This window comes from Pseudomonas sp. SDO524_S393 (assembly GCF_054071875.1).
In genome coordinates this window covers 1-26,296 of record NZ_JBSVVZ010000069.1, presented here as the reverse complement: position 1 = coordinate 26,296, position 26,296 = coordinate 1, and the positions used below count along the sequence as shown (strand labels likewise).

General features: G+C 56.1%; 20 protein-coding genes and 3 pseudogenes. 13 read left to right on the top strand and 10 right to left on the bottom strand.

The window, feature by feature from the left end; translation table 11 throughout:
* Window positions 1–143: 143 nt before the first annotated feature.
* Window positions 144–557: a c-type cytochrome gene (locus tag ACW9IB_RS24325; RefSeq protein ID WP_457364931.1), complete on the top strand. Its 414-nt coding sequence runs from the start codon at window positions 144–146 to the stop codon at window positions 555–557.
* Between the two features lie 139 nt (window positions 558–696).
* The gene (locus ACW9IB_RS24320) at window positions 697–2,616 is read left to right on the top strand and encodes an acetyl-CoA hydrolase/transferase C-terminal domain-containing protein (RefSeq protein ID WP_457415818.1); all 1,920 of its coding nucleotides are present in this window, start codon (window positions 697–699) and stop codon (window positions 2,614–2,616) included.
* Between the two features lie 150 nt (window positions 2,617–2,766).
* Here ACW9IB_RS24320 and ACW9IB_RS24315 read toward each other — a convergent pair whose 3' ends face one another.
* Window positions 2,767–3,339, bottom strand: coding sequence for a xanthine phosphoribosyltransferase (locus ACW9IB_RS24315; RefSeq protein ID WP_457364846.1), 573 nt, complete (start codon window positions 3,337–3,339; stop codon window positions 2,767–2,769).
* A 58-nt stretch (window positions 3,340–3,397) separates the two neighbouring features.
* Window positions 3,398–5,407, bottom strand: a complete 2,010-nt coding sequence (rep, locus tag ACW9IB_RS24310; RefSeq protein ID WP_457364847.1) for a DNA helicase Rep — start codon at window positions 5,405–5,407, stop codon at window positions 3,398–3,400.
* A gap of 270 nt (window positions 5,408–5,677) precedes the next feature.
* On the opposite strand from rep, the gene ACW9IB_RS24305 reads away from it, so the two are divergent.
* The gene (locus tag ACW9IB_RS24305; RefSeq protein WP_457364848.1) at window positions 5,678–7,342 is read left to right on the top strand and encodes a putative bifunctional diguanylate cyclase/phosphodiesterase; all 1,665 of its coding nucleotides are present in this window, start codon (window positions 5,678–5,680) and stop codon (window positions 7,340–7,342) included.
* 71 nt (window positions 7,343–7,413) lie between these two features.
* Here ACW9IB_RS24305 and ACW9IB_RS24300 read toward each other — a convergent pair whose 3' ends face one another.
* A complete protein-coding gene (locus ACW9IB_RS24300) occupies window positions 7,414–8,808 on the bottom strand; it encodes a NorM family multidrug efflux MATE transporter (protein WP_457415817.1) in 1,395 nt (464 codons plus the stop codon).
* A 150-nt stretch (window positions 8,809–8,958) separates the two neighbouring features.
* On the opposite strand from ACW9IB_RS24300, the gene ACW9IB_RS24295 reads away from it, so the two are divergent.
* On the top strand, window positions 8,959–9,879 hold the full coding sequence (locus ACW9IB_RS24295) for a LysR substrate-binding domain-containing protein (protein WP_457364850.1): 921 nt from the start codon (window positions 8,959–8,961) through the stop codon (window positions 9,877–9,879).
* Window positions 9,880–10,057: 178 nt separating this feature from the next.
* The gene (locus tag ACW9IB_RS24290; protein WP_457415816.1) at window positions 10,058–12,034 is read left to right on the top strand and encodes a methyl-accepting chemotaxis protein; all 1,977 of its coding nucleotides are present in this window, start codon (window positions 10,058–10,060) and stop codon (window positions 12,032–12,034) included.
* Between the two features lie 38 nt (window positions 12,035–12,072).
* Here ACW9IB_RS24290 and ACW9IB_RS24285 read toward each other — a convergent pair.
* Window positions 12,073–12,936, bottom strand: a pseudogene (locus ACW9IB_RS24285) (YifB family Mg chelatase-like AAA ATPase); the annotation flags it as partial.
* A gap of 37 nt (window positions 12,937–12,973) precedes the next feature.
* Between ACW9IB_RS24285 and ACW9IB_RS24280 the strand changes: the two are divergent.
* Window positions 12,974–14,767 (top strand): recombinase family protein, encoded by a 1,794-nt coding sequence (locus ACW9IB_RS24280; protein ID WP_177058317.1) that lies wholly within the window; start codon window positions 12,974–12,976, stop codon window positions 14,765–14,767.
* Between the two features lie 84 nt (window positions 14,768–14,851).
* On the opposite strand, the gene ACW9IB_RS24275 is transcribed toward ACW9IB_RS24280, so the two are convergent.
* Window positions 14,852–15,469: a recombinase family protein gene (locus ACW9IB_RS24275; protein WP_177058316.1), complete on the bottom strand. Its 618-nt coding sequence runs from the start codon at window positions 15,467–15,469 to the stop codon at window positions 14,852–14,854.
* Between the two features lie 415 nt (window positions 15,470–15,884).
* A complete protein-coding gene (locus tag ACW9IB_RS24270) occupies window positions 15,885–16,133 on the bottom strand; it encodes a helix-turn-helix domain-containing protein (RefSeq protein WP_177058315.1) in 249 nt (82 codons plus the stop codon).
* Window positions 16,134–16,254: 121 nt separating this feature from the next.
* On the opposite strand from ACW9IB_RS24270, the gene ACW9IB_RS24265 reads away from it, so the two are divergent.
* Together ACW9IB_RS24265 and ACW9IB_RS24260 are read left to right on the top strand one after the other, a co-directional pair.
* On the top strand, window positions 16,255–16,479 hold the full coding sequence (locus ACW9IB_RS24265; protein ID WP_177058314.1) for a hypothetical protein: 225 nt from the start codon (window positions 16,255–16,257) through the stop codon (window positions 16,477–16,479).
* 536 nt (window positions 16,480–17,015) lie between these two features.
* A pseudogene (locus tag ACW9IB_RS24260) lies at window positions 17,016–17,315 on the top strand (TonB family protein); the annotation flags it as partial.
* 168 nt (window positions 17,316–17,483) lie between these two features.
* Here ACW9IB_RS24260 and ACW9IB_RS24255 read toward each other — a convergent pair.
* Entirely contained in the window at window positions 17,484–18,128 is a 645-nt protein-coding gene (locus ACW9IB_RS24255; RefSeq protein WP_177058312.1) for a YagK/YfjJ domain-containing protein, read from the bottom strand.
* A 724-nt stretch (window positions 18,129–18,852) separates the two neighbouring features.
* Between ACW9IB_RS24255 and ACW9IB_RS24250 the strand changes: the two genes are divergently transcribed.
* The gene (locus ACW9IB_RS24250) at window positions 18,853–20,502 is read left to right on the top strand and encodes an Eco57I restriction-modification methylase domain-containing protein (RefSeq protein WP_457415815.1); all 1,650 of its coding nucleotides are present in this window, start codon (window positions 18,853–18,855) and stop codon (window positions 20,500–20,502) included.
* Window positions 20,503–20,947: 445 nt separating this feature from the next.
* On the opposite strand, the gene ACW9IB_RS24245 is transcribed toward ACW9IB_RS24250, so the two are convergent.
* From ACW9IB_RS24245 to ACW9IB_RS24235, 3 genes and pseudogenes are all read right to left on the bottom strand, one after another.
* Window positions 20,948–21,694, bottom strand: a complete 747-nt coding sequence (locus ACW9IB_RS24245) for a restriction endonuclease PLD domain-containing protein (RefSeq protein ID WP_457415814.1) — start codon at window positions 21,692–21,694, stop codon at window positions 20,948–20,950.
* Between the two features lie 120 nt (window positions 21,695–21,814).
* Window positions 21,815–22,462, bottom strand: a pseudogene (locus tag ACW9IB_RS24240) (magnesium chelatase domain-containing protein); the annotation flags it as partial.
* A 241-nt stretch (window positions 22,463–22,703) separates the two neighbouring features.
* Entirely contained in the window at window positions 22,704–22,967 is a 264-nt protein-coding gene (locus ACW9IB_RS24235; RefSeq protein WP_457364867.1) for an accessory factor UbiK family protein, read from the bottom strand.
* Between the two features lie 422 nt (window positions 22,968–23,389).
* On the opposite strand from ACW9IB_RS24235, the gene glnK reads away from it, so the two are divergent.
* The 4 genes from glnK to sutA all read left to right on the top strand — a co-directional run bounded on the left by glnK (window position 23,390) and on the right by sutA (window position 26,167).
* A complete protein-coding gene (gene glnK, locus ACW9IB_RS24230) occupies window positions 23,390–23,728 on the top strand; it encodes a P-II family nitrogen regulator (RefSeq protein WP_002555808.1) in 339 nt (112 codons plus the stop codon).
* A 34-nt stretch (window positions 23,729–23,762) separates the two neighbouring features.
* Window positions 23,763–25,100 (top strand): ammonium transporter, encoded by a 1,338-nt coding sequence (locus tag ACW9IB_RS24225; protein WP_457415813.1) that lies wholly within the window; start codon window positions 23,763–23,765, stop codon window positions 25,098–25,100.
* 211 nt (window positions 25,101–25,311) lie between these two features.
* On the top strand, window positions 25,312–25,737 hold the full coding sequence (locus ACW9IB_RS24220; protein WP_457364869.1) for a secondary thiamine-phosphate synthase enzyme YjbQ: 426 nt from the start codon (window positions 25,312–25,314) through the stop codon (window positions 25,735–25,737).
* Between the two features lie 103 nt (window positions 25,738–25,840).
* Window positions 25,841–26,167 carry a transcriptional regulator SutA gene (sutA, locus tag ACW9IB_RS24215; RefSeq protein ID WP_457364870.1) on the top strand — a complete coding sequence of 109 codons (327 nt, stop codon included), beginning with the start codon at window positions 25,841–25,843 and terminating at the stop codon, window positions 26,165–26,167.
* Window positions 26,168–26,296 lie beyond the last annotated feature (129 nt).

The window sequence follows — 26,296 nt, the reverse complement described above, 5'->3', positions numbered from 1 at the left end:
GCTGTATTCCGCAAGGTCGAATCTCCCTTTGTTTAATAGGGTTGTTTCGGCCCGGCGGGCTAACCGTTATACTTTCGCCGCCTGCGAAACCGTGGCCGCAGGCGTGAATAGCCACCATTGAGGGTGAACGCGTGAACCTAATTATGAAAATGCTGGCTGCACCAGCAACCGTACTGGCCCTATGGGCTGTCAGCGCTCAAGCTGCGACCAATGATGAAATTGCCAAGCGCCTGGAGCCTGTGGGCCAGGTCTGCGTCCAGGGCAAGGAGTGCAAGGGCATGGAAGTCGCGGTGGCCGCTGGTGGTGGCGGTGGGGCGAAGACGCCGGACGAAGTGATCGCCAAACACTGCAACGCCTGCCATGGCAGCGGCCTGCTGGGCGCGCCAAAAATCGGCGACACCGCCGCGTGGAAAGAACGCGCCGATCACCAGGGCGGCCTCGACGGCATCCTGGCCAAGGCGATCACGGGCATCAACGCCATGCCGCCAAAAGGCACCTGCGCGGATTGCTCGGATGATGACCTCAAGGGCGCGATCAAGAAGATGTCGGGGCTCTAAATCGCCGAATTTCGCCAAAAAAGCCGCTTGCGAGCGGTTTTTTTGTGCCCGGGATTTGTCTTTCAGCGCTGTTCATTGCAGCAAAGACCCGGCAAGCTCGGTCCAACCCCTAATCATGGAATGTTCAGGAGGTCGGACCGTGCAGTTGTGTTCAATCGAGCAAGCAGTTGATGACGTGTTGGCGCGCTTGCCGGCGCATATCCACATGGGCATGCCCCTGGGCCTGGGCAAGCCCAACCTGTTCGTCAACGCGCTGTATCGGCGGATTGCCAAGTTGCCGGAGCGCACGTTGACGATCTACACCGCACTGGCCTTGGGTCGCCCAACGATGGGTGATGGTTTGCAGAAGCGCTTTCTCGAACCCTTCATAGAGCGCGTGTTTGGTGATTACCCCGAACTGGATTTTCTCGCCGACCTGCACAAGGACAAGTTGCCCGCCAACATTCGCGTGCAACAGTTCTTCATGCAGCCCGGCAGTTTGTTGCACAGTGAGTCGGCGCAGCAGGATTACGTCAGCAGCAACTACAGCCATGCCGCCCGTGATATCAACGCGGCTGGCCTGAACCTGGTGGCGCAACTGGTGGCGAGCAGCGCCGAGCACCCTGATCGCCTGAGCCTGAGCTGCAACCCCGATATCACCCTGGACTTGCTGCCAATGATCGCCAAGCGCCGTGAGGCTGGCGAAACCGTGCTGATCGTTGGCCAGGTCCATCGTGATTTGCCCTACATGCCCGGGGATGCCGAACTGGGCATGGACGCCTTCGATTACCTGATCGATGAAAAAGACAGCACCACGCTGTTTTCCACGCCGAACATGCCGGTGGGGTTCCAGGACCATTTCATCGGCCTGCATGCCAGCACGCTGGTACGCGATGGCGGCACCCTGCAGATCGGCATCGGCTCCATGGGCGATGCATTGACCGCCGCTTTACTGGCGCGCCAGGCGGACAACGAAGCCTACCGATTGCTGCTGACCGACCTGGACGTGTATCAGTGGGCGCCGTTGATCAGCCACGAAGGCGGTGTCGATCCCTTCGCCCGTGGTCTTTACGGTTGCAGCGAGATGTTCGTCAACGGCCTGCTGGTGTTGGCGGACGCGGGGATCGTCCGCCGCAAGGTCTACCCGGATGTGGCGACGCAGGCGCAGGCCAACGCCGGTACGCTCGACGACGCAGCGCAGCCCGACGGTATCTCTATCCACGGTGGTTTCTTTCTGGGCCCGCGCAGTTTTTACCAGCGCTTACAGGAAATGACCCACGCCAGGCGTCTCGAATTCAACATGACGCGCATCAGCTACATCAACGAACTGTATGGCCAGGAAGAGCTCAAGCGCCTGCAACGGCTGGATGCGCGGTTTATCAATAGCGCGATCATGGTCACGCTGCTGGGCGCCGGCGTTGCCGACCAACTGGAAGACGGTCGCGTGCTCAGCGGCGTGGGCGGGCAATACAACTTCGTTACTCAAGGCCATGCGCTGGAGGGCGCGCGCTCGATCCTGATTCTGCGCAGCTGGCGCGAGGCGGCGGGTGAGGTCAGCTCGAATATCGTCTGGGAGTACGGCCACTGCACGATTCCGCGGCACCTGCGGGATATCGTCATCACCGAGTACGGGATTGCCGATTTGCGCGGTCAGACGGATGCCAAGGTGATCGAGGCGTTGCTCAATGTTACCGACTCACGCTTTCAGGGTGACCTGATCGAACAGGCGCAAAAGGCCGGCAAGCTGCCCAGGGATTTCCAGCTCGACCCGCGTTTTGCCGACAATACGCCAGAACGGCTCAAGGGCATCCAGGCGCGACATCGCCGATTGTTTCCGGAGTATCCGCTGGGCAGTGATTTCACGGATGAAGAGCGGGACTTGTTGCGCGCGCTGAACTGGCTCAAAAGCAAGTTCAAGCTGACGGAGATTCTGGAGTTGGGCAAGGCGGCGCTGGATGCACCGGAGCCAGAGGCGTTTCCCGAGCATCTGAAGCGGATGCGGTTGGATAAGCCGGAGGGGTTGAAAGAGGATCTATACCAGCGGTTATTGCTGGCGGGCTTGCAGGCCACCGCACACTAACGGCTACCGTCAATCAAATGTGGGAGCTGGCTTGCCTGCGATGAGGGCCTGACAGGCAACGTCTCTGTTGTCTGAGACTCCGCTATCGCAGGCAAGCCAGCTCCCACATTTTGAATGAGTGCCCACCCTGAATATTGGGTGTGTTCCCGATTATTCGATGAAAGTGACGACGCCGCCTTCCAGCGACTTCACCCGCGCCAGCGATTCAACCCGATAACCCTGCGCATCCAATTCTGCACGGCCGCCCTGGAACGACTTCTCGATCACGATCCCCAGGCCCGCCACGGTCGCGCCGGCTTGCTTGATGATCGAAATCAGTGCCTGGGACGCCTTGCCGTTGGCCAGGAAGTCATCGATCACCAGTACACGGTCGCTGCTGGTCAAGTGGCGCGGGGATATCGCCACGGTGCTTTCGACCTTCTTGGTGAAGGAGTAAACGGTCGCCGACAGCAGGTTTTCCGTCAGGGTCAGGGATTGCTGCTTGCGCGCGAAAATCACCGGCACGCCCAGGTTCAGGCCGGTCATGATCGCCGGTGCGATCCCTGAGGCTTCGATGGTGACGATCTTGGTGACGCCCGAGTCCTTGAACAGCGCAGCGAATTCGTCGCCGATCAGTTTCATCAGGGCCGGGTCGATCTGGTGGTTCAGAAAGGCGTCGACCTTGAGTACCTGATCGGAAAGCACGATGCCTTCTTCGCGAATTTTCTTGTGCAGTGCTTCCACGGAAAGCTTCCTCTAATGGCGCGACGTGCGCCGAAAGTAGATTGAAAAGTAGTCGATTCTAGCGCTTTAACATCGCGCGTATATCCGCCAGGGCGGTATTGCCGCGAACGGCCTTCACCTCGGTCGGGGTGTCGTCATTGCCTTCCCAGGCCAGGTCGTCCGGCGGCAGCTCATCCAGGAACCGGCTGGGGGCACAATCGATGATCTCGCCGTATTGCTTGCGCTTGGCGGCAAAGGTGAAGGCCAGAGTCTGACGTGCGCGGGTAATGCCCACGTAGGCCAGGCGGCGTTCTTCTTCGATGGTGTCGGCTTCGATGCTGGAGCGGTGCGGGAGGATTTCCTCTTCCATGCCCATGATGAACACGTAGGGAAATTCCAGGCCCTTGGAGGCATGCAGGGTCATCATCTGCACGCCTTCGGCGCCATCTTCTTCTTCCTGCTGGCGCTCGAGCATGTCGCGCAGTACCAGCTTGCCGATGGCATCCTCGACGGTCATTTCGCCGTCTTCGTCTTTTTCCAGGGTGTTTTTCAGCGCCTCGATCAGGAACCACACGTTGCTCATGCGGTAGTCGGCGGCCTTGTCGCTGGAGCTGTTGGTGCGCAGCCAGTTTTCGTAGTCGATGTCCATGACCATGCTGCGCAGGGCACTGATCGGGTCTTCGCCGGCGCACTGTTCGCGGACCTTGTCCATGAAGCGCTTGAAACGCGACAGACGATCGGTGAAACGCGTGTCCAGGTGCTCGCCCAGACCGATTTCGTCGGTGGCGGCGTACATCGAAATCTTGCGTTCGGTGGCGTAGTTGCCGAGCTTTTCCAGGGTGGTGGAGCCGATTTCCCGGCGCGGCACGTTGATCACCCGCAAGAAGGCGTTGTCGTCATCCGGGTTTACGATCAGGCGGAAGTAGGCCATCAGGTCTTTCACTTCCTGGCGTCCGAAAAAGCTGTTGCCGCCCGACAGGCGATACGGCACCTGGTGGTGCTGCAATTTCAGCTCGATCAGCTTGGCCTGGTAGTTGCCGCGATAGAGGATCGCGAAATCACTGTAGGGTCGATCGGTGCGCAAGTGCAGGCTGAGGATTTCCATGGCCACGCGCTCGGCTTCGGCGTCTTCGTTGCGGCAGCGAATCACACGGATCTCGTCGCCATGGCCCATTTCGCTCCACAGTTGTTTTTCGAACTCGTGGGGGTTGTTGGAAATCAGCACGTTGGCGCAGCGCAGAATACGGCTGGTGGAGCGGTAGTTCTGTTCCAGCATCACCACTTTCAAGGAGGGGTAGTCCTCCTTGAGCAGCATCAGGTTTTCCGGGCGGGCGCCGCGCCAGGCGTAGATCGACTGGTCGTCGTCGCCAACCACGGTGAACTGGTTGCGTTTGCCAATGAGCATTTTCACCAGCAGGTACTGGCTGGCGTTGGTGTCCTGGTATTCGTCCACCAGCAGGTAGCGCACCCGGTTCTGCCATTTTTCGAGGATATCGGCGTGTTCCTCGAACAGTTTCACCGGCAGCAGGATCAGGTCGTCGAAGTCCACCGCGTTGAACGCCTTGAGCGTGCGCTGGTAGTGGGTGTAGACGATGGCGGCGGTCTGTTCCTTGGGGTTGCGCGCGTTTTCCAGGGCCTGGGCGGGCAGGATCAGGTCGTTTTTCCAGGCGCCGATCATGTTCTTGATCTCATCCACGCCGTCGTCGCCTGCGTATTCCTTCTGCATGATGTCGGTCATCAGCGACTTCACATCGGTCTCGTCAAAGATCGAGAAGCCCGGCTTGTAGCCCAGGCGCACATGCTCCTTGCGGATGATGTTCAGGCCCAGGTTGTGGAAGGTGCACACCGTGAGGCCACGGCCTTCGCCCGCGCGCAGCAGGGTGCCGACGCGCTCCTTCATTTCTCGCGCCGCCTTGTTGGTAAAGGTCATGGCGACGATGTACTGGGCGCGGATGCCGCAGTTCTGGATCAGGTGCGCGATCTTGCGGGTGATCACGCTGGTCTTGCCGGAGCCAGCGCCGGCGAGCACCAATAGAGGGCCGCCGACGTAGTTCACGGCTTCTTGCTGCCGGGGATTGAGTCGGGACATACAGAGTTCAGGGGGTCATTGAGCAAAAAGGGCGGGCATTTTAACAGGCTCGCAGGATTCTGCTCTCACAGAACGACAGTGTGACGTACCGCTCGATCTAAATTTGCCGGTTTTGATACTTTGCCGCAGGATGTGGGGATTATTTGCGGCTAACATTCGCGACTGATACTCGCAGCCTGCGTAGTTGATAATCCATGTCATTGGTCATTATTCGGTCGCACGTCATAATGCCCGCCGCCGACGAAATCTTGCAGAGTCTAGGGAGCTAGCTTGTCTACGCCTGTCGAACCCTTGCGTTTGCTGCTACTGGCCGATATGCCTGAGTGGGCAGCGTTGTTGCGCGAGTGCCTGGCGCCGATGGGCGAGGGGGCTGTGCTGATCAGTGCGCCAAACTGGGACTCGGTGAGTCGTCTTTTCGACGACGATCACGGTGCCGTGCTGCTGACCACGCCAGACCTGCAACCCGGACCTGGCCGTTGCAGCCTGCCGTGTGTGCTGCTGCTGGAGCAGGAACCACTGGTTTCGCCCTTGGGCGCCAGTGACTGGTTGGTGCGCGATGCACTGGACGCTGACATATTGCGCCGCTGCCTGCGTCACGTGCGTGAACGCGGTGTGCTCGAAACGACCCTGCAGCGCCTCGCCGAACAGGACCCGCTCACCGGCATCGCCAACCGCCAGGGCTTCCAGACCCTGCTCGCGGCGCGGCTGGCCGAGAACGAAGGTCGTGGCCTGGCCCTCGGTCACCTGGACCTCGACAACTTCCGCCACGCCAACGACGCCCTCGGCCACCAGGCCGGCGACCGGCTGATCCTGCAAGTGGTCTCGCGGCTCAAGAGCCAGCTCGAGGTCGGAGATCAACTGGCTCGCTTGGGCAGCGACGAATTCGCCCTGCTGATCGACACCCGCCGTGCACCCCAGCGTGCCGAGTGGATGGCCGAGCGCATTACCGAAGTCATGGCCGAGCCCTACTGGGTGGACGGCGAAAGCCTGCTGATCGGCTGCAGCCTGGGGGTGGCGCACGCCCGTGCCCGCGCCGGGGCAGACCCGCTGATGTGGCACGCCCACATTGCCATGCAGCAGGCCAAGAGCACCCAGGGCTGCACCTTTCACATCTTCAACGAGCGGATCAACCGCAACGCGCGCAGCCTGGCCGACCTGGAAAGCGAGCTGCGCCGTGCCCTGCGTCGGGATGAACTGGAGCTGCACTACCAGCCGCGCCTGGACCTGGACGACGGGCATATCGTCGGCCTTGAAGCGTTGGTGCGCTGGCGTCACGGCGAGCGCGGCCTGTTGCCGCCCAGCGAGTTCGTGCCGCTGGCCGAACAAAGCGGGTTGATCGTGCCGTTGGGCTACTGGGTAATCTCCCGGGCCCTGCGCGATATGCAGGCCCTGCGCGAGCGCGGGCTGCCGCCATTGCACATGGCGGTCAACCTGTCGTTCCGTCAGTTTCAGGACAGCCAGTTACTGTCGACCCTCAGCCGGCTGATTGCCGAGCGCGGCGTTGAAGCGCAATGGCTGGAATTCGAACTGACTGAAACCGCAGTGATGCGCCGCAGCGATCTGGTCAAGCAGACCATGGACGCCCTCGGTCGTTTGGGGGTGCGGTTCTCGCTGGACGACTTCGGCACCGGCTTTTCATCGTTCGTGCACCTCAACAGCCTGCCCATCGCTTTGTTGAAGATCGACAAGAGCTTTGTCGGCGGCATGGAGGGGCGTGAAGAAAACCGCAAGCTGGTACACGCCATGATCAACCTGGCCCACAACCTCAACCTGGAAGTGGTGGCCGAGGGCGTGGAAACGCCGGAGCAGCTTGCCCTGCTGAGGTTGTTCGGCTGCGACCAGGCCCAGGGTTATCTGATCAGCAAGCCGTTGCCGCTTTCGGAGTTGGTGGAGTACCTGACATTCGGCAAGGGCCGGCAGGCTCTGCTGGGTTGAATTGGGAACCCAATCAATGTGGGATCTGGCTTGCCAGCTCCCACATCGACCGCACACATCCTCCGGTCAGGCTACATAGCCTGGAATTCAGCGCGAACCTCGGGCTCCTGCCGAATCATCCGCTTCATCTTCATTTCAAACGCCCAGGTCAGGCTGATGGCAGCACAGGCCAGGCCCAGCGCCAGGCCCCACCACACGCCGGTCGGCCCCCAGCCCAGGTGGAAGGCCATCAGCCAGGCCGAAGGTGCGCCGATCAGCCAATAGCAACCAAGCCCGACCAGAAAGGTGGTTTTCGCATCCTTCAGACCGCGGATGCAGCCCATGGCGATGGTCTGCACACCGTCGAAAAGCTCGAACCAGGCCGCCACGGCCAACAGGCTGACGGCCAGAACGATCACGTTGTGAAATGCCGGGTCGTCATGGTCTAGGAACAGCCCTACCAACGGATCGGAAAACAGCCACAACACGGCGGCAAACCCCAGCATCACGGCGGCGCCAAAGCCTATGCCGACACGGCCGGCCATGCGCGCGTGCAGCAACTGCCCGGCGCCGTAATGCTGGCCGATACGCATGGTCACTGCGTAGGACATCCCCGCCGGCACCATGAACGCCACCGAAACGATCTGCAGGGCGATCTGGTGGGCCGCCAGTTGCGTACTGCCCATGGTGCCCATGCACAGCGCAGCGAAGGCAAACAGCCCGACTTCCACGGCGTAGGTACCGCCAATCGGCAGGCCCAGACGCCACAGTTCACGCAGGTATTGGGTGTTAAGACGCAGCAGGCCGGTGCTCAGCGGGTAGGCGGCGTACGTGCGGTCGTGGCGGATGTACCACATCAGTGCCAGCGCCATCCCGTTGGCGACAATCGCAGTCACCAGGCCAATGCCCATCAGGCCCAGTTTCGGCAGGCCGAACATGCCTTCGATCAACGCGTGGTTGAGCAGGTAATTGAGCACAGTGCCGCCCAAGGCGATCACCATCACGGGTGTGGCCTTGCCGATGGCACTGGTGAAGCCGCGCAACGCCATGAAGCTCAGGTAGCCGGGCAAGGCGAACGGCAGGATCGTCAGGAATTGCCCGGCGGACTGCACGTTGGTTTCGGTCTGGCCGAACATCAGCAGCAACGGCTTGAGGTTCCACAGCAGCAGGCCGGCGGCCAGGGCCATCAGCCAGGCAAGCCAGAGACCGGCCTGGGTCAGGCGAGTGGCACCCTCGATATCGCCCGCGCCGTGACGGATGGCCACCAGCGTGCCGACTGCGGCAATCACGCCGATGCAGAAAATCGACACAAATGAATAACTGGCCGCCCCCAGCCCACCCCCGGCCAGGGCTTCGGGACTCAGGCGGGCCATCATCAGGGTGTCGGTCAGCACCATCAGCATGTGGGCCAACTGTGAAGCAATCAACGGCCCTGACAGCCGCAAAATGGCCCAGAGTTCGGTACGCGCCGGATGCTGCATGATCATCACGCTCTAAAAGTCAGAGGGTAGGGGAAGGGTTGATTCTCGGCGCTCGCGACCGATTGCACAAAGGGATAAAAGCGATTGTTCGCATGATTAAAACTCATGCCGGATGAATCTGTTACGTTACGTCGATGCGCTATAGGAGTTTTCCGGATGTCACGTCGTCTTCCTCCGCTTTATGCTCTGCGTGCCTTTGAGGCAGCCTCTCGGCACCACTCCTTCACCCGGGCGGCGGAGGAGTTGTCCATTACCCAAAGTGCGGTGAGCCGGCACATTCGTACGCTGGAAGAGCATTTCGCCTGTCGGCTGTTCCAGCGCAGCGGGCGTACCTTGCAGCTGACCGAGGCGGCGCGCTTGTTGTTGCCCGGTGTGCGTGAAGGGTTCGCCGCGCTGGAGCGGGCGTGTCACACCTTGAACGCCGAAGACGACATCCTGCGCATGAAGGCGCCGTCCACCCTGACCATGCGCTGGCTATTGGCGCGGCTCAGTCGCTTTCGCGCGTTGCAGCCGGGCAACGAAGTGCAACTCACCAGTGCCTGGATGAGCGTGGATGAAGTGGACTTCAACCAGGAGCCTTTCGATTGTGCGGTGTTGCTGAGCTACGGGCATTTTCCGGCGGACTGGGAGGCCAGTTACCTGTTCCCCGAACTGCTGATCCCGGTAGGCGCACCGAACTTGCTGACTGACGGTCCCTGGGATGTACAGCGATTGGCAGCCGCCGAGTTGCTTCACCCAACCCCCGACCGTCGTGACTGGCGCAATTGGCTGGAGCGCATGGGGTTGTCATCCCAGGTGTCGCTCAAGGGTGGCCAGGTGTTCGATACGCTTGAATTGGGCATGATCGCGGCTGCGCGTGGTTACGGTGTATCCATGGGCGATCTGTTGATGGTGGCCGAAGACGTTGCCCAGGGACGTTTGAGCCTGCCGTGGCCCACTGCCGTGGCCAGTGGCGAAAACTACTACCTGGTGTGGCCGAAAACCCGCCCGGGTGGCGAGCGTTTGCGGCGCCTGGCGGAGTTTCTTCAGGGGGAAGTGAAGGCGATGGCACTGCCTGTTGTTGAGCGTCTTGATTGACGCCGTGGCGACCGTTCATGCAATCGTTTGCCGGATACCCCTGCGGGTCGCTCAAGTATTGGTCCGGCCCGCCGAAGTAAGGGTGTTGGAACCATCGTGCACCAACGTTTCCCTTCTAGATAATTTGCCGAGCTGTGCTATGAGATCAGGATGATCCTGGCCTCGGCCAGGAGCTGTCATGTCTCAACCTCGCGCTCGGATCGCCTCCCAACTGGGCCTCGCATTGGCCGTGATTCTGGCTGTCGTCATCAGCGGCAGTACTGTTTTCGCCCTGCGTTCCCTCGACTCCGCCAACCTCGATACCCGCGAAGAACACTTGGCCAGTGAGGCGCGCTTGCTCGCCGACCAGCTCAACACCTTCCACGGTACCTTGCGCGAGAGTACACAGCGTTTGAGCGGGCTGTTCGAAAAGCGCTTTGGCGCCGGGTTGAGTGTGCATGCCGACCAGCCGGTCGCCGTGGCGGGTGTGCAAACCCCCAGCCTCTATCTGGGCGACGAGGTGCTGAACAACAATTTCGCTGAAGTGGACGAGTTCAAGCAGATGTCCGGCGGCGTGGCCACGGTGTTCGTGCGCAGTGGCGATGACTTTATCCGCATCAGCACCTCCTTGACCAAGCAGGACGGCAACCGTGCCATCGGCACCGTACTGGACCGCCAGGGCCCGGCGTACCAGCGCGTGCTGGGCGGGCAAGCCTATATCGGGCGGGCGGTTTTGTTTGATCGTTCCTACATGACTCAGTACAGCCCGGTGCGCGATGCCAGCGGCAAGGTGATCGCCGTGCTGTTTATCGGCTTCGACTACACCGATGAGCAGAAGGCCCAGTTCGACAACCTCAAACGCTTCCGCATTGGCCAGACCGGCTCGCTGGCTTTGCTCGACGAACAGAAACACTGGTTGGTGCCTCCGGCTGGCGTACAGGCGCTGGACCAGGCGATTCCGGTCATGCTCGACCTGGCGAAAACCCCAGGCGACGGGCGCTTCTGGAGCGACAAGAACGAAGATTTCTACAGTGTCTCGGTGCCATTCGAAGGCGGCCCGTGGTCGGTGGTGGCGAGCATGCCCAAGGCCGAGATTCGCTCCGTGACCTGGGACGTGGGTATTCGCCTGGTGATCGGCAGCGTATTGGCGATGCTGCTGGCGGTGGGTGCCACGGTCTGGCTGTTGCGCAGCAAACTGGCGCCGTTGAGCGACCTGGTGCGCCAGGCCGAGGCGCTGGGTGCGGGCGACTTGAGTGCGCGCCTCAATGTGTCCAGCCACGACGAGATCGGCCAATTGGCGCGCAGCTTCAACCAGATGGGCGAAGCGTTGTCGACCATGGTGTCGCACATCCGCAAGGCGGCCGAAGAGGTCAACAGCCGTGCTCAGGCACTGTCTGGCCTGTCGGGCGGTGCTTATGAAGGCATGGAGCAGCAGTCGGGTGAAATCACCAGCATGGCCGGCGCTGTAGAAGAGTTCAGCGCCACTTCGCTGAACATCGCCGACAACATGGGTAACACCGAGCGCCTGGCTCAGGAGAACGCCCAGCAAACCCGCATTGGTCGTGCGTCGATGCAGGAGGCGTCGTCCTCGCTGGAACATATCGCCACGGCCCTGAACAGCACGGCCACGGTGATCAACACCCTTGGCCAGCGCTCGCAGGAAATCGGCGGGATCGTCGGTGTGATCACCTCCATTGCCGAACAGACCAACCTGCTGGCGCTCAACGCCGCCATCGAAGCCGCCCGGGCCGGCGAGCAGGGTCGGGGTTTTGCGGTGGTTGCCGACGAAGTGCGCAACCTGGCCTCGCGGACCCGTGAAGCCACGGATGAAATCTCGGGGATGATTCAGAGTATCCAGCAGGAAACCGGCAATGCCATCAGCACCATGGAGCGCGGTAATGTGCTGATGCAGGAAGGCCTGTCGCGCAACGCCGACGTGGCGTCGGCCCTGGCGCGTATCGACGAGCAAAGCCGGTCGGCCGGCCAGCAATTTGCCGCGATCACCACGGCGACCCAGGAACAGAGCAGCACGGCGAACGTGCTCAGCAGTAACCTGCAAAGCATTGCGCTGGCCAACAGCGAACAGCGGGAGGTGGTGTCGAATCTGGCGATCACCGCCAAGGAACTGGAAACCCTGGCGGCCGGCTTGCGCCAAGAGGTCGACCGCTTCCGCTGATCCCTGGTGATGTGTTGGGCAAGCCTGTGTGCCTGGCATCAGGTGATGCTTGCTGGCCGGTATTGCAGGGCTTCTTGCAGATGATGACGAGCGATTGCCTGCGTCTGTTCCAGATCCGCCAGGGTACGCGCCACCTTCAGCAGCCGGTGCGCGGCGCGCAGTGAGAGCGTCAGGCGCTCGCACGCGCTTTCCAGCCAGCCCTCATCGGTTTTTGCCAGTTTGCAGTGTTCGCGCAACCCCGGCAGATCGAGAAAGGCATTGGCACAGCCCTGGCGCTGCTGCTGACATTCCCTCGCCCTGGCGACCTGAGCCGATGCGCTCGCCGTATCGTCGCCGGCCTGCGGTACAGGGTTCAGCGCAGTGCTTTCCCGGGCGACGGTCAGGTGCAGGTCGATCCGATCCAGCAGCGGCCCCGAAAGCTTGTTGCGATAGCGCTGGATCTGTTCCGGCGTGCAGCGACAGCGTCCGGCGGTGTCGCCTGTGTAGCCGCAGGGGCAGGGGTTCATCGCCGCCACCAGTTGGAAGCGCGCCGGGAAGCTGACCCGGTCACGGGCTCGGGAAATCACGATATGCCCCGACTCCAGCGGTTCTCGCAGGACCTCCAGTACCTTGCGATCAAACTCCGGCAGCTCGTCGAGAAACAACACGCCATGGTGGGCCAGGGTGATTTCTCCAGGCTGCGGTTTCGAACCGCCGCCCACCAACGCGGGCCCGGATGCAGAGTGGTGCGGCTGGCGAAAAGGCCGGTGCGGCCAGTGGCTTAGCGGCGCTAGGCTGACCACCGATTGAATCGCCGCCACTTCAAGCGCCTCTTGCTCGCTCAGCGGTGGCAGCAGCCCGGGCAGGCGGCTGGCGAGCAGGGTCTTGCCGGTGCCGGGCGGGCCGCTGAACAACAAGTTGTGGTAAAATACACCCAATTCAATATAGACGTATTGGCCAATGACCAGCAGACCTAAAGCCTACAGCTACGTGCGTTTCTCAACCCCAGAGCAGGCGAAGGGAGATAGTCGTAGGCGCCAGTACAAGGCCGCTATTGAATATGCAGACAGGCACGATTTAGAGCTGGTAAAGGACAGCAACTACGCTTTCTTGGATGCAGGGGTAAGTGCGTATAGGGGAACTAATGTTAATCGGGTTACAAGTAGTCTTGGTCGGTTTTATGACTATGTGAAACAAGGCAAGATTGTTTCTGGTTCTTACTTGTTGGTAGAATCACTTGATAGGCTTAGTCGAGAACAGGTAACGGAAGCGTTGCCACGATTTCTGGACCTTTTAAACAGTGGGATCGTTGTCGTTACTTTCGGCGACGGCACTGTTTACCGTAAGTCTGCCGAACCGATGCAGTTGGTCATGTCCATATTTCATATGTCTCGTGCTCATTCCGAATCTTCGGTAAAGGGTAAGAGGGTTTCGGAAGCATGGCAGCAGAAACAGTCGTTGGCCCGATCTAAAGGTCTGCCGCTTGGGGCTGCATGTCCCCAATGGTTATCGTTTGATGGTGAGGCGTATAGGGTCATTGCTGACCGTGCAAAAACTGTGAGAAGGGTGTTCGACCTGACGGTTCAGGGTTATGGGCAGCGTGCGATTGTTAAGTTGTTTAATAGTGAAGGTGTGCCGGTTTTTGGTTCTGAAAATAGGAACAAATCTGGGCTGTGGGGGAATAGCTCAATCGCCAAGATACTGGCAAACAGATCAGTGCTTGGAGAATATCAACCAAACATTTGGACCGAGGGTCAGCGTCGTACTTCTGGCGAGCCAATCAAGGGTTTCTATCCGGCAGTAATTGATGAAGAATTGTATTATGCGGCGTTGGATGGTCGTAGGTCTCGAGACGTTTCAAAAATAACGAAGACGACATCGAACTTCAATGTTTGGGCAAAAATTGCTTTATGTGCATACTGCAAATCGCCGATGCATTTGGTTAATAAAGGGGCGCCACCGAAGGGCCAGAAATATCTTCGTTGTTCTAAATCCGCGAAGGGAGCATGTATTAATCGGTCAGTTCGATTAGATGTAAGCGAACTGGTTTTCAAAGAAATGCTTGCCAAGCTGAATATGACATCCTTGATCAAGGATAATGCGCAATTGCTACGCAAACGTATTAGTGAACTTGATGGAAGGTTAGAATCGGCAAGGGTAAAGCTTGTAGACATGTCTGCATTGATGGAGTCGCACCCCTCAAGAACACTTGCAGAAGCCGCTGCAAATATCGAAGGTAATATGTCAAAAATGGAGATTGAACTTGATCAATGCAAACTCGATCTTTCATCTGAGTATGTGGCCGACAAATTTGATTTCTTCAAGAAGCTTGATTTGGTTTCTTATGAGGGTCGATATTTAGCAAATCAGCAGGTACAGCGGCTAGGAGTAAAGGTTCGAATTAAACACGATGATATCCGTGTTCAATATGGTGTGATGGTGGGAGAATTTCCGAAATTTTTCTATATGGCAGACCATGGGCAAGCCCTTCTATTTGTACCTTTTTCCAGTGACTTACTGCGTGCCGGTATCCGTCAAAATGACTTGCAAGCGACAAGATTTATCACCAAGCCTGGTGGAATGCTGAAAGAAGCGTTATCAGACGAGTCGATGGCAGCATACAAAATTAATGTGCCGGGTGATATTGATGTGCATCAGTTTCAGTTCAGTGCGGCAGATAACGAAGCTGCTAATCAAAAGTTATTGAAGATGTTTGTGAAACAATCTCGAGGTGGGGATAAAGGGGCGAGTTGAAGGGTGCCGAATGTTTGAATTGATCTTCGTCGCATGGAACCGTGGATGGTACCTAAATCTAACCCCTCCGGACCTACGGGGGGACTAAGCCCCACGCTTGATTCGGTATACTGTAGCAACGCCAACTTCTGCAAGTTTGGCAATATTTTCTGCTGACATTGTTGGGTGTTTAGCCATTAACATTTGTACTTTAGCCCACTTTTCAACATTCTTGCTTTTCCCCTTTGGCGTCCAGGCTGGGTCTGCCAAGCGTTTGTTTTCCAATCCCTGCTTGATTCGCTCCACACGTTTTTCTTGGTCTAGGCGAGCCATAGTCGCCATGAGGTCCAACAGCATACTGTTGATTACTTCCATTATCTGACCAGTCATTCCCTTGTCTTCAATCAACATATGACTTGTAGGCAAATCTGCAATCACAAGGCGTAAACCCTTTGCTTTGATCTTGGCTTTCAGAGTTTCCCAATCTGACTGGGACAGACGACTTAGACGGTCGACGCTTTCACATACAATGCATTCACCGGGTTGTGCTGCGTCCAACAACCGCATCAATTCTGGGCGGTCTAGCTTTGTTCCGCTGATGTTTTCAGAATATACCCCAGCAATGACAAGGCCTTTTTCAGTTACAAATGCATCCAAGCTAGCTTTAGCTCGCAACGCATCTTGGTCTTTGGTGCTGGCACGCAGGTACAGATGTGCTTTCAAATTTTGTTATCCTTTATAGTATGTTTTGATAGATCAATGATAATTTGATCATATAGCTTTCCGCAATAGGTTTTTGATAGATCGGAACCACGTTCCGTCGGACTACCAAAAAAGTAGAGTCTTTTGATAATGAGAAGTGGGCTAGCTTCGCAGAGCCCTTATAGCTGATCCTATGCTTTCGGCATTTGTATCCAGCGTTTCTAAAGCTCCCAAAACGTTGCGGGCCGTGTCTGTAGAGCCACGTTCAGCTACCCATTTCGCTAATTCTTCAATGGCAGCACCGATCCCATTTTGATTGATAAGTAGCAGCTCCAATGCATTCGCTATCGATTCATTTGGGTCTGACACGATAATTGCCCTTCATAGGTGTGTGGAGGTTGCCGGTCGATGCTTACCCTATGGGTTGGAAAGGAAACTATTTCACATCTATTTGTTTATCAAAATCCTGAATCAACTCGACAAAGTTACAGCGTAAAACAACGCATAGGTCTCGGATTTGAATAATATCAAGTCGTCTAATACCACGCTCGACGTCGCTCATGAAAGATTGCGGTCGTCCTAGTGCCTTGGAACATTCCCCCTGTGTCATGCCTGCGAGAGTTCGTCGCTGCTTGAGCAATGACAGAAATACGTCGTATTCAGGCCGGTAAATAGCTTTTGGCATAAGGCTGTCTCAAATTGAGCAGCTCTCAATCTATAACTGGTTTTCAGATATCTGATTTTCAGATAAATTATGCTTGCCAAGGCATCCACAGTTGGTGGGCCGGCATAAGAAGGAAGCAGGTATGAAGCTTTACATTTCCATATTCATTGCAGCGGTTTCCATGCCGCTAGCCAGCATCGCGGGAATTTGCTCGCTGGAGTTCGGCTACGTTTCCAGCTTCCGACAAGCATTTGGCGTTGGCGTCCTGGTGGCCTCTGTGCTGCTGTTGGTGGCCTTGACCTTGTTTTTGGCAGGGATTCCCTCGTCTCTGCGGCGTCTACGTACCCAAGTCCTTCCCCGTCCGTAACAGGAGCGCAGATGAAATATTCGTTGATGGTCGCGTTGCTGTCGGTCTCATTTGTGGCTCAAGCTGACTACGATAATGGGGCGTCGAGCTACTTCAATACACGGTTGTTAAATGTCGTCGAAACCACGGATTGGAATTTTTCAAAAGCCGTAGGCGCTACCCAAATCTTCAACGATTGGCGGGCAAATCAAGCGCGTGCAGAAATCAAATATTCTCAACCTAGGCTTTACCACGGTCGTATCGATAAAATCGTCGCGGACAACGGTAATGCCAATTTCATCTTCGATTTCGGAAAGAAAACGGCTGTGACCGTTACTCTGGCACCGGTTCAAGCCGCATCTTGGTCGGTCGTTGGTAACCAATTAAAGGCTGCCGAGTTACAGCCTAATCGGGAGTTCGCTGCCAATATCGATGTCGGTCGTGAAATGTACTTTCAGTGCATGCGGGCTGAATTCGGGATGGGTGTATATCTTGTTAACTGCATCGCGCTTCCACCGAGCATTGCATTAGGCAAGGCTCGACCTGATGTGATCTACGATCTGGAAGCCGCGAGTATTAGTGACTTGGTCAAAGCCAGAGCCTCCGAGGGCTGGACCCGTCCTCCAAGTGCGCGGCGCAACTTGGCTACCACAGTTCAAATCAGTATGGCTGCCGACGGAACGATCACATCGGCGGATATCACAAAGTCGAGCGGAGATGCCCCTTACGATCATTCTGTGGTAGTAGCCATCAAGAATATTGGTCGATTGAATGAAGTTCAGGGCATGAATCCAAGGGACATCAAAGCATACCGTTCATTCGGCATGACATTTACACCAGAAGATTTAGCTTTATGACAAATGCGGTGGCATAAAGTTAAAGCAGTCATACTGTTTACAAAAGAACGCACGCGGCGCATATGCAGCTTTTGGGAGGCCACGAAGCTCCCAGGGCTGGCGCGCCATTGCCAAATGTTTAAAGCCGCTCCTGCGCGCTTGCAGATAGCCTGAATGGCATTAGGCTATTCAGGCTGCCATTAATTCTTCCAGTACAGTTGGCGGCATCTGCTTTGGTGTTAGTTTCGAAAACCCAAATCGACGGTGCGTTTCGCCAGTCCCAAAATGTTTATCCCTGATTTTGGCAAGGTAGCTAAGATGGTAAAAACAGTCGGCAAACTCCTGGCCATGATCACGCTCTAAGAAGTGCGGCCTGATGAGCTGCACAGAACCGCCTGTAAGCTCTTTCCAGCGTCGCTCGAACAGTTCCCACATGCCTGTATGACCATCACCTGAAATCAACCCCAGGTTGCGGTGCAGGGTCTGGAATCCGAAAAACAAATGATAGTGTGGCTTACCAGAATTACCAATTTCCTTTACCCATCCATGAATAACACGTTTATGCTTGCTCCAATCCTTTGAACCAAGATCAGCTTTACAAGTTTTGATATACCGACTGATGATCGTATTTTCGCACTTATGGTCATGCGTGTGGCTTGCTGGAAAATGCAGATCGATTCGAACCACTGTTATACGAGAGTGGTAGCTCTGCAGATTAATCATTTGGCTGTACATACGATCTAAAATGACAGGATATACGCCGTAGCGCTTGGCTTTGCTGGCATTTACTTTAAGGCCTTTGAATGTATCATTGAAACTTTCTTTCATTTTCATTTTTCGATTTGTTACCTTGTTTTTGGTTCTATATCATTATGGTCATAATGTATAGAATGTTATGGATTAGATAAGGCTATGCCTATAGGTACATGTTCATAGATATTAAAAGAGTGCACGCAGGGATATACGCTCAAAGCAGTACTGTTGGCGGCGTGCAAGGGATTTTCGTTTGGGCAAAAGCGGTTTGCTTTTCGCTCTGTCAAATCAGAATAACCGACAAAAAGTTGATTCTAAACATTGAGTGCGAAATTTTCGGTTATTTCAGTGGGCTGTGCCCGTCAGCGGGAGGCGCGTTTGGTGTAGGCGTCATGGTGCGTCATGTGGTATGGAATGGTCGAACACATCAAATGCTGTGTTGCATACATTGTTTGATGTGTGAGATAATGCTGAACTGACATTTGGGGCTGGTACAAATGACCTATGAAGAGTTTCGTAGGCAGCTCGGTAAAGCTGGCTTATCGGTAAAGGCGTTCGCAGAGTTGATCAAGCAAAACCCCAACTCGATTTCGAATCACGCAGTGCAGGGGGGCGTACCACCACATATTGCCGTTATCGCTGCGTTAATGGCTGAAATGGCGGAGCGGGGCATTGATTATCGGACCGTGCTAACTAGAATCGATTTTTCACCGTGTAAGCCGCGAGGCGGAAGCAATAAGGGTAAATTTCGCGGTAGTAACGTGGGATCACCTAAAGTTACAGCGAATTTATAAGGGCGGCATTCATGAACTTTATTGAAAACGAAACGGCCCAAAAGCTTCGCGGTGGATATTACACCCCGTTTGACTTGGCATTGTTTCTCACGCGATGGGTGGGCGAAATTGCACCCAAAAGAATTCTAGAGCCAAGCTGTGGTGATGGTGTCTTTTTAGAATCAGTGGCGGAAGTTTCGGCAGTACGTAATGCCGAGGTCATGGGCTTTGAGCTGGAGCCAGATGAGGCAGCGAAGGCTCATGATCGAGCAAAAAAGGCAGGGTCGAAGAGTACTACCATACTCAATGAAGATTTTCTGGGTTGGTCCATCAGAAGTATGTGGTCAAGCAACGTTAGGTTTGACGCCGTACTTGGTAATCCGCCTTTTATTCGCTACCAATACCTGCCGGAACCGTTTCAGGCGAACGCAGAGCTGATCTTTAAAGGGCTAGGTCTTCCATTCACAAAGCATACAAATGCTTGGGTTCCTTTTATCCTTGCATCGTTAAAGCTATTACGGCCGGGTGGTCGTCTTGCAATGGTAGTTCCCGCTGAAATTATCCATGTGACACACGCTCAATCGTTGCGGTCATACATGGGTCATGAGTGCAGCAGAATTGTCATAGTTGATCCTGAGGACCTGTGGTTTGAAGGGACGTTGCAAGGTGCTGTGATTCTGATGGCGGAAAAAAAGCTAGACCCTGATGAAATAACAGAAGGACTGGGTATATACCCGGTGAAAGGGCGGGACTTTGTTCACTTGAACCCATCGGAAGTATTTCGTGCACCCAAGGCTATAAACGGAGAAACGGTAGCGGGGAAATGGACTCGCGCGTTACTTGATGTGAGTACTAGAAATCTATTTAACGAAATATCCAGACATAAAGATGTACATCGATTCAAAGATATAGCGAAGGTGGAAGTTGGAATTGTAACGGGTGCAAACAAGTTTTTCCTCGTTTCTGATGAAACTGTAGAGTTAAACAAGCTGCACAAGTGGGCATATCCAATGTTCGGTCGTAGTGAGCATTGCCCTGGTATAATTTACGATGATCGTCAACATAAAGCGAACGCAAAAAAAGGTTCCCCAACAAACTTTTTGTGGTTCAAGGATGGTCTTGAAGGGCTTGATGAAAATGCAAGGTCTTACATAGCACAAGGAGAGGCTGAAAATCTGCATACTCGTTACAAATGCAGAATTCGGACGCCATGGTTTAAAGTCCCCTCTGTTCATTACAGTGAGATAGGTATGCTGAAACGATCGCATAACACTCCACGGTTAATATTGAACCAGTTGGGGGCATATACTACTGATACGGCCTATCGAATTAAGTCATACGGCGTTGCGGCAGAGCAGCTTGTTGGCTGCTTCATTAACCCGCTGACAGCACTAAGTGCTGAATTGGAAAGTCGACACTATGGAGGGGGGGGGCTGGAGTTAATTCCGTCTGAAATTAACAAACTGGTAATACCAACGCCTAACGTTTCGATTGACCTTTTAGAATTGGATAAGTCAATCAGAACTCGTTCGACGCATGAGGTTTTGACTCGCCAAGGATGGTTGGTTTTGGGTGGGCTTGGTGTCTCTAGAGCCGATCAAGATCAGATTTTAGAAGGTTGGCGTATGCTTCGTGATCGTCGTCAGAGGTCGACTAGCGAGCCACTGGATGAGCTCATTTAACATACGCCTAGTTGGAGTGGTTCTCCTCTACGGGATGTCAATATAGAATCGGACCTCAGGGTCCGTTGTCTCGTAGAGGGATAGCCAGTGATCCGTCAGGTTTAGACCTGGGATAATTGGTGTGAATTCCCGCCCCCAGCGCAGTATCGTTGTATAGTTGTTCTGACCTGCTTCGCCGTCGGGCTTGTGACTAACTTCGAAGAAATGCACTCCATAATCGTGATTTCTAATTGAAATCCTCATTGGGATGACTGCGACTTCTTGACTGGAATTTCGATTTCTACCCAGTTCTTGCTGCCAATGATAGTTGCTGAACAAATTTCGGAAGTATTCGGTCTGATCTATGCGTTCATTCGCTACCTCAAAGCGCGCCTGGGTCAAGCGTACGCCCCCTACAGGGTTCGATCCTGGCCTTGTAGATAGAACGTCACTCGCTGAGAGCAGTTTACGCCATACAAGTACTCCGGTAGGCCTGACATTTGGCTGAAATAATCATAGGAGCGGGAGCAACCGCTTGCTCGCGTGCGCGCAAGTGGCTAGGCAGCAGCGGTGGCAAGGGATGTGCCATTGGACTAAACGGATTTGGCGGGAGTCCAGCGCCCACTGGGTTAACCGTATAGTTGCGCCGTCTTCTTGCTTCTTGCTCCGAAACAATGGTTCCACGTTGTGACAATTCGTGAATCAATTGTGATGTAAGCAATTGAGTCGTTAGTCCACTGGGGTTTAGGAATTGTTGCAACTGCATAATTATGTTATGAAAATTGTGTTCGTCTTGGGGGAAGGCGAATTCATATTTGGTGGCTAATTCGTAGTTTGTGTAAAGTCCGCCATCTGTCCAATTGTTTGACCCCACATACAAAACAGCAAAGTTTTGTGACTTGAAGTAGTATAGTTTCGGATGAAATGTAATTCTTGGAATAGGGTTGTGAACGATGTGAGTTGTTGCTGGCCAGGAATTCAGTTCTTCTAGGACATCTTTGCTTGTGCCACCAAGATCAATTCCGACAGTGAAGTTAATGCGACTGTTGTTTTGGGCGTGATTTTGAAGTTTGTCTTTCAGTCGAAGAACAGCCCGTAACCCAACAAATGCGGATACAAACGCTATTTCTTGGAAAATGTAGCCCGAGTCTAATAGGTTTGATATTTCGTTCCCAAGTTGTTGGCCGGGCTGCGCGATAATCGAAACTTGCATTATGTATCCTTATAAAGTCACATCCGTTTTAGTGTTGAGGTCACAGCCGGACTCACTATAACCGTTTCATTCCTAGAACTGGAACTTCTATCAAAAGCGATTGGGTGTTTTGTCACACAACATTAGCAGGTTGTGTGCGCCTGCCGCCGCGATCAACAGCGCGCGCTTGGCGGCGAGCTGGCCCTGGACCTCGCTCAAGTCGGGATAGGGCCTGCTCAACAGCCGCAAGCCATCGGACTTGAACGGCTCGATCGGTACCTGTCCATTGAGGTGCGCCACCACTTGCAGCAAGTGGTCCACCGCAATCACCTTCAACCCCGAAGCCAGACAGGCTTCCTCGGCATTAGCCCTGGGCACGATCACGGTGCGCCCGGCCTTGCGTGCCGCCAACGCGGCGGGCAATACACCTTTCACCGCACGCACCTCGCCGGACAGCGCCAGTTCCCCCAGGCATTCCACATCGTCGAGCATCAACGATGGCACCTGAACGCTGGCGGCGAGGATCCCCAACGCAATCGCCAAATCAAAACGCCCGCCGTCCTTGGGCAGGTCGGCAGGCGCGAGATTGAGGGTGATGCGGCGGGCGGGGTATTGCAGCGCGCTGTTGAGGATGGCACTGCGTACGCGGTCCTTGCTTTCCTTGACGGCGGTTTCCGGCAGCCCCACCAGCGTCAGGGACGGCAGCCCATTGGCCATATGCACTTCGACAGTGACGGCGGGGGCTTCGACGCCAATTTGGGCGCGGCTGTGGACGATTGCGAGAGACATGCTTGTTCCTTGAAAGGGGGCCGCTTCCTGCGGTTTCTCAAGGGTAGACGAGGTGGGAGAGAGCGAGGTGGGGAGGTTTTACAGAACGTATCCAGAGTAACCCACGGCGCTTTATGTGGGCGCTGGCTTGTCGGATCGCCGCACCGCGGCGATAGCATCGCCTCGGCGCAACTGAAATACCGAGTCGGCTGTATCGCAGCGGTGCGGCTATCCGACAAGCCAGCTCCTACAGGAACCGCGTTCAGTCAGCAGAGGGCGGTGTCAGCCGTGCTTCCAGCTCTGCCACCTTCGCCTCCAGGCTCTCCAGCCGTGCACGTGTGCGGGCCAGCACCACCATCTGGCTATCGAACTCTTCCCGGCTGACCAGGTCGAGCTTGCTGAAGCCGCTTTGCAGCAGTGCCTTGAACTGGCTTTCGATTTCGTTGCGGGGCAGCGGGGTGTCGCCGCTGAACAAGCGAGAGGCATGGCCGCTCAGGGCGTCGAGGAGGTCTTTGGGCGCGAGCATGGGAAACATTCCGGAAAACTGTTGGCCGGCAGTGTATCACGCAGCGTCTATAGTCTTTTTCGCGACCGTGAGCGCACGCTTTTCGCGCATGGGGCCGGGCGCGGTCGCACCGTTTTCGTGCGCAATGGCGCGACAAAAAAGCCCCGCAGGTGGGCATAAGTGGGCAAAGGACTGATTTCAGTGATTTTTACGGAGCTGGCAAGGTTTCTGCTTAGACGATCATGACCCATGCACTGATGCAGTCGCTGTGACGAATGCAGTGCGCCGACGGATCAGGGGTACAGGTTTCGTCACCAGTGGTTCGCTGGCGTCGCAACGGTAAATGCCGAGGCGACGACGCGTTACAAAGCCAGGCACTGCGCTTAGACTTGAGACGGGTTTGTTTTCCTGGGGCAAGTCCACCAATTCGGGAGAGAGTTTTCATGAAGCTAGTCACTGCCATCATCAAGCCGTTCAAGTTGGACGATGTACGCGAGTCGTTGTCCGAAATCGGCGTGCAGGGCATTACCGTTACTGAGGTCAAAGGCTTCGGTCGGCAGAAGGGTCACACCGAGCTGTATCGCGGCGCGGAATACGTGGTCGATTTCCTGCCAAAGGTGAAGATTGATGTCGCCATTGACGACAAGGATCTTGACCGGGTTATCGAGGCGATAACCAAGGCCGCCAACACCGGCAAGATCGGTGACGGCAAGATCTTCGTGGTCAATCTGGAACAGGCTATTCGCATCCGTACCGGCGAAACCGATACCGACGCAATCTAAGCCGCCAAACCCCCAAGCCCCAGGAGAAAACAATATGACTCTGCGTAAACTCGCAGGGCTAGGCGCCCTGTTGTCCATCGTAATGCCAAGCCTGGCCATGGCGGCAGACGAAGTGGCTGCTCCAGTCCTCAATTCCGGCGACACCGCATGGATGCTCACATCCACTGCGCTGGTGCTGTTCATGACCATCCCGGGCCTGGCGCTGTTCTACGGCGGCATGGTTCGCTCCAAAAACATTCTTTCCGTGATGATGCAGTGCTTCGCCATCACCGGTCTGATCACCATCCTGTGGTTCGTCTACGGCTACAGCATGGCGTTCGATGCCACCGGGATGGAAGCCGGCGTCGTCAACTTCAATTCGTTTGTCGGCGGCCTGTCCAAGCTGTTCCTGTCGGGTGTGACCCCAGCGAGCATTACCGGCCCTGCGGCGCTGTTCCCAGAGGCGGTGTTCGTTACCTTCCAGATGACCTTCGCCATCATCACCCCTGCGCTGATCGTGGGTGCCTTCGCCGAGCGCATGAAGTTCTCCGCGATGCTGATCTTCATGGGCGTGTGGTTCACTCTGGTCTACGCACCGATTGCCCACATGGTCTGGGGCGGTCCTGGCTCGCTGCTCGGTGACTGGGGCGTGCTGGACTTCGCAGGCGGCACCGTGGTGCATATCAATGCCGGTATTGCCGGTCTGGTAGCGTGCCTGGTGCTCGGTAAGCGCAAAGGTTTCCCGACTACGCCGATGGCACCTCACAACCTGGGTTACACCCTGATCGGCGCAGCCATGCTGTGGATCGGCTGGTTCGGTTTCAACGCCGGTTCCGCCGCCGCCGCCAACGGCACCGCCGGTATGGCGATGCTGGTCACCCAGATCGCTACCGCTGCCGCCGCGCTGGGTTGGATGTTTGCCGAATGGATCACCCACGGTAAGCCAAGCGCACTGGGCATCGCCTCGGGGGTGGTGGCCGGCCTGGTGGCAATTACTCCGGCCGCCGGCACTGTCGGCCCGATGGGCGCCCTGGTAATCGGCCTGGTCGCCGGTGTGATCTGCTTCTTCTGCGCCACCACCCTGAAACGCAAGCTGGGCTACGACGACTCCCTGGACGCGTTCGGCGTACACGGTATTGGTGGTATCGTCGGCGCGATCCTCACCGGCGTGTTCGCAGCCCCTGCACTGGGCGGCTTCGGCACCGTAACTGACGTGGCTGCACAAGTCTGGATCCAGGCCAAGGGTGTGGGCTTCACCGTCATCTACACCGCTATTGTGACGTTCATCATCCTCAAGGTGCTGGATGTAGTGATGGGGCTGCGGGTGACCGAAGAAGAAGAGGCCGTGGGCCTCGATCTGGCGCAACACAACGAACGCGGCTACAACTTGTAAGTACGCGGAAAAAAGATGCCCGGCTTGCCGGGCATTTTTTTGCCTGGCGTTTGTCATTCACAACGTGCTGTAACGGTTTTTGCGCAATGTTTGTGATGGGCTGTGCATGGCACTTTTCAGTGTGCGAATGTCTTACAGGCATGTGGGCGTATTCGGCACTTTGTTTTTTCCCAGAGCGCGCTAGAATGCGCGCCGATGGGCGGAGAACTGTATGTGGCAACAGACCCTGATTACCCTGCGGGCAAAGCCCCGGGGCTTTCACCTGGTGACCGATGAGTTGCTGGCCGGCCTGCCTGAATTGAAGGCGTGCCGTGTGGGCCTGTTGCACCTGTGGCTGCAGCACACCTCGGCCTCGTTGACCGTCAACGAGAATGCCGATCCGGCGGTTCGCCGTGACTTCGAACGTTTTTTCAATTCGCTGGTGCCGCAAGGCCTCAGTGGGTTCGAACACAACGACGAAGGTCCGGACGATCTGCCGGCGCACTTCAAGGCCAGTCTCCTGGGCTGCCAGCTGAGTTTGCCGGTCAGGGCCGGCCGCTTGGCGATGGGGACTTGGCAAGGTGTTTATCTGGGCGAGCACCGTGATCATGGCGGTGCTCGTAAAGTCCTCGCCACGTTGCACGGTGATGGGGCATAAGCCACGGGAAATCCTGTGGATGTTGATTTTTTCTCGGCAGCCTTCGACAGTGGGTGAAGCTGGGCTATAACTAATCTGCTTTTCGCAAGTCATGAGGTAGAACATGAGCGACGATGATCTGGAAAACGACGAACTCGAAGTAGGTGACGAAGACGACACCGAAGAAGGTCTTGAAGCGGCGGCGGAAGACGTTGCCGATGACGACGTTGGTGATGACGCACCGGTTCCGGCGGCCAAAGGCAAAGCCAAGGCAGCTGTATCGGTAGACGAACTGCCGAGCGTTGAAGCCAAGAACAAAGAGCGCGATGCGTTGGCCCGTGCGATGGAAGAATTCCTCGCCAAAGGCGGCAAAGTGCAGGAAGTCGAGGCCAATGTGGTGGCAGACCCACCCAAGAAGCCTGATAACAAGTACGGCAGCCGACCTATCTGAGGTCTGTCACCTGCTTGTAAGAAAAAGCCCGCCGTCGCTGCGGGCTTTTTCATGTCTGGAACAAATGTCTCAAGGTTCACCGCATACCAATGTGGGAGCGGGCTTGCTCGCGAATGCGGTGTATCAGCC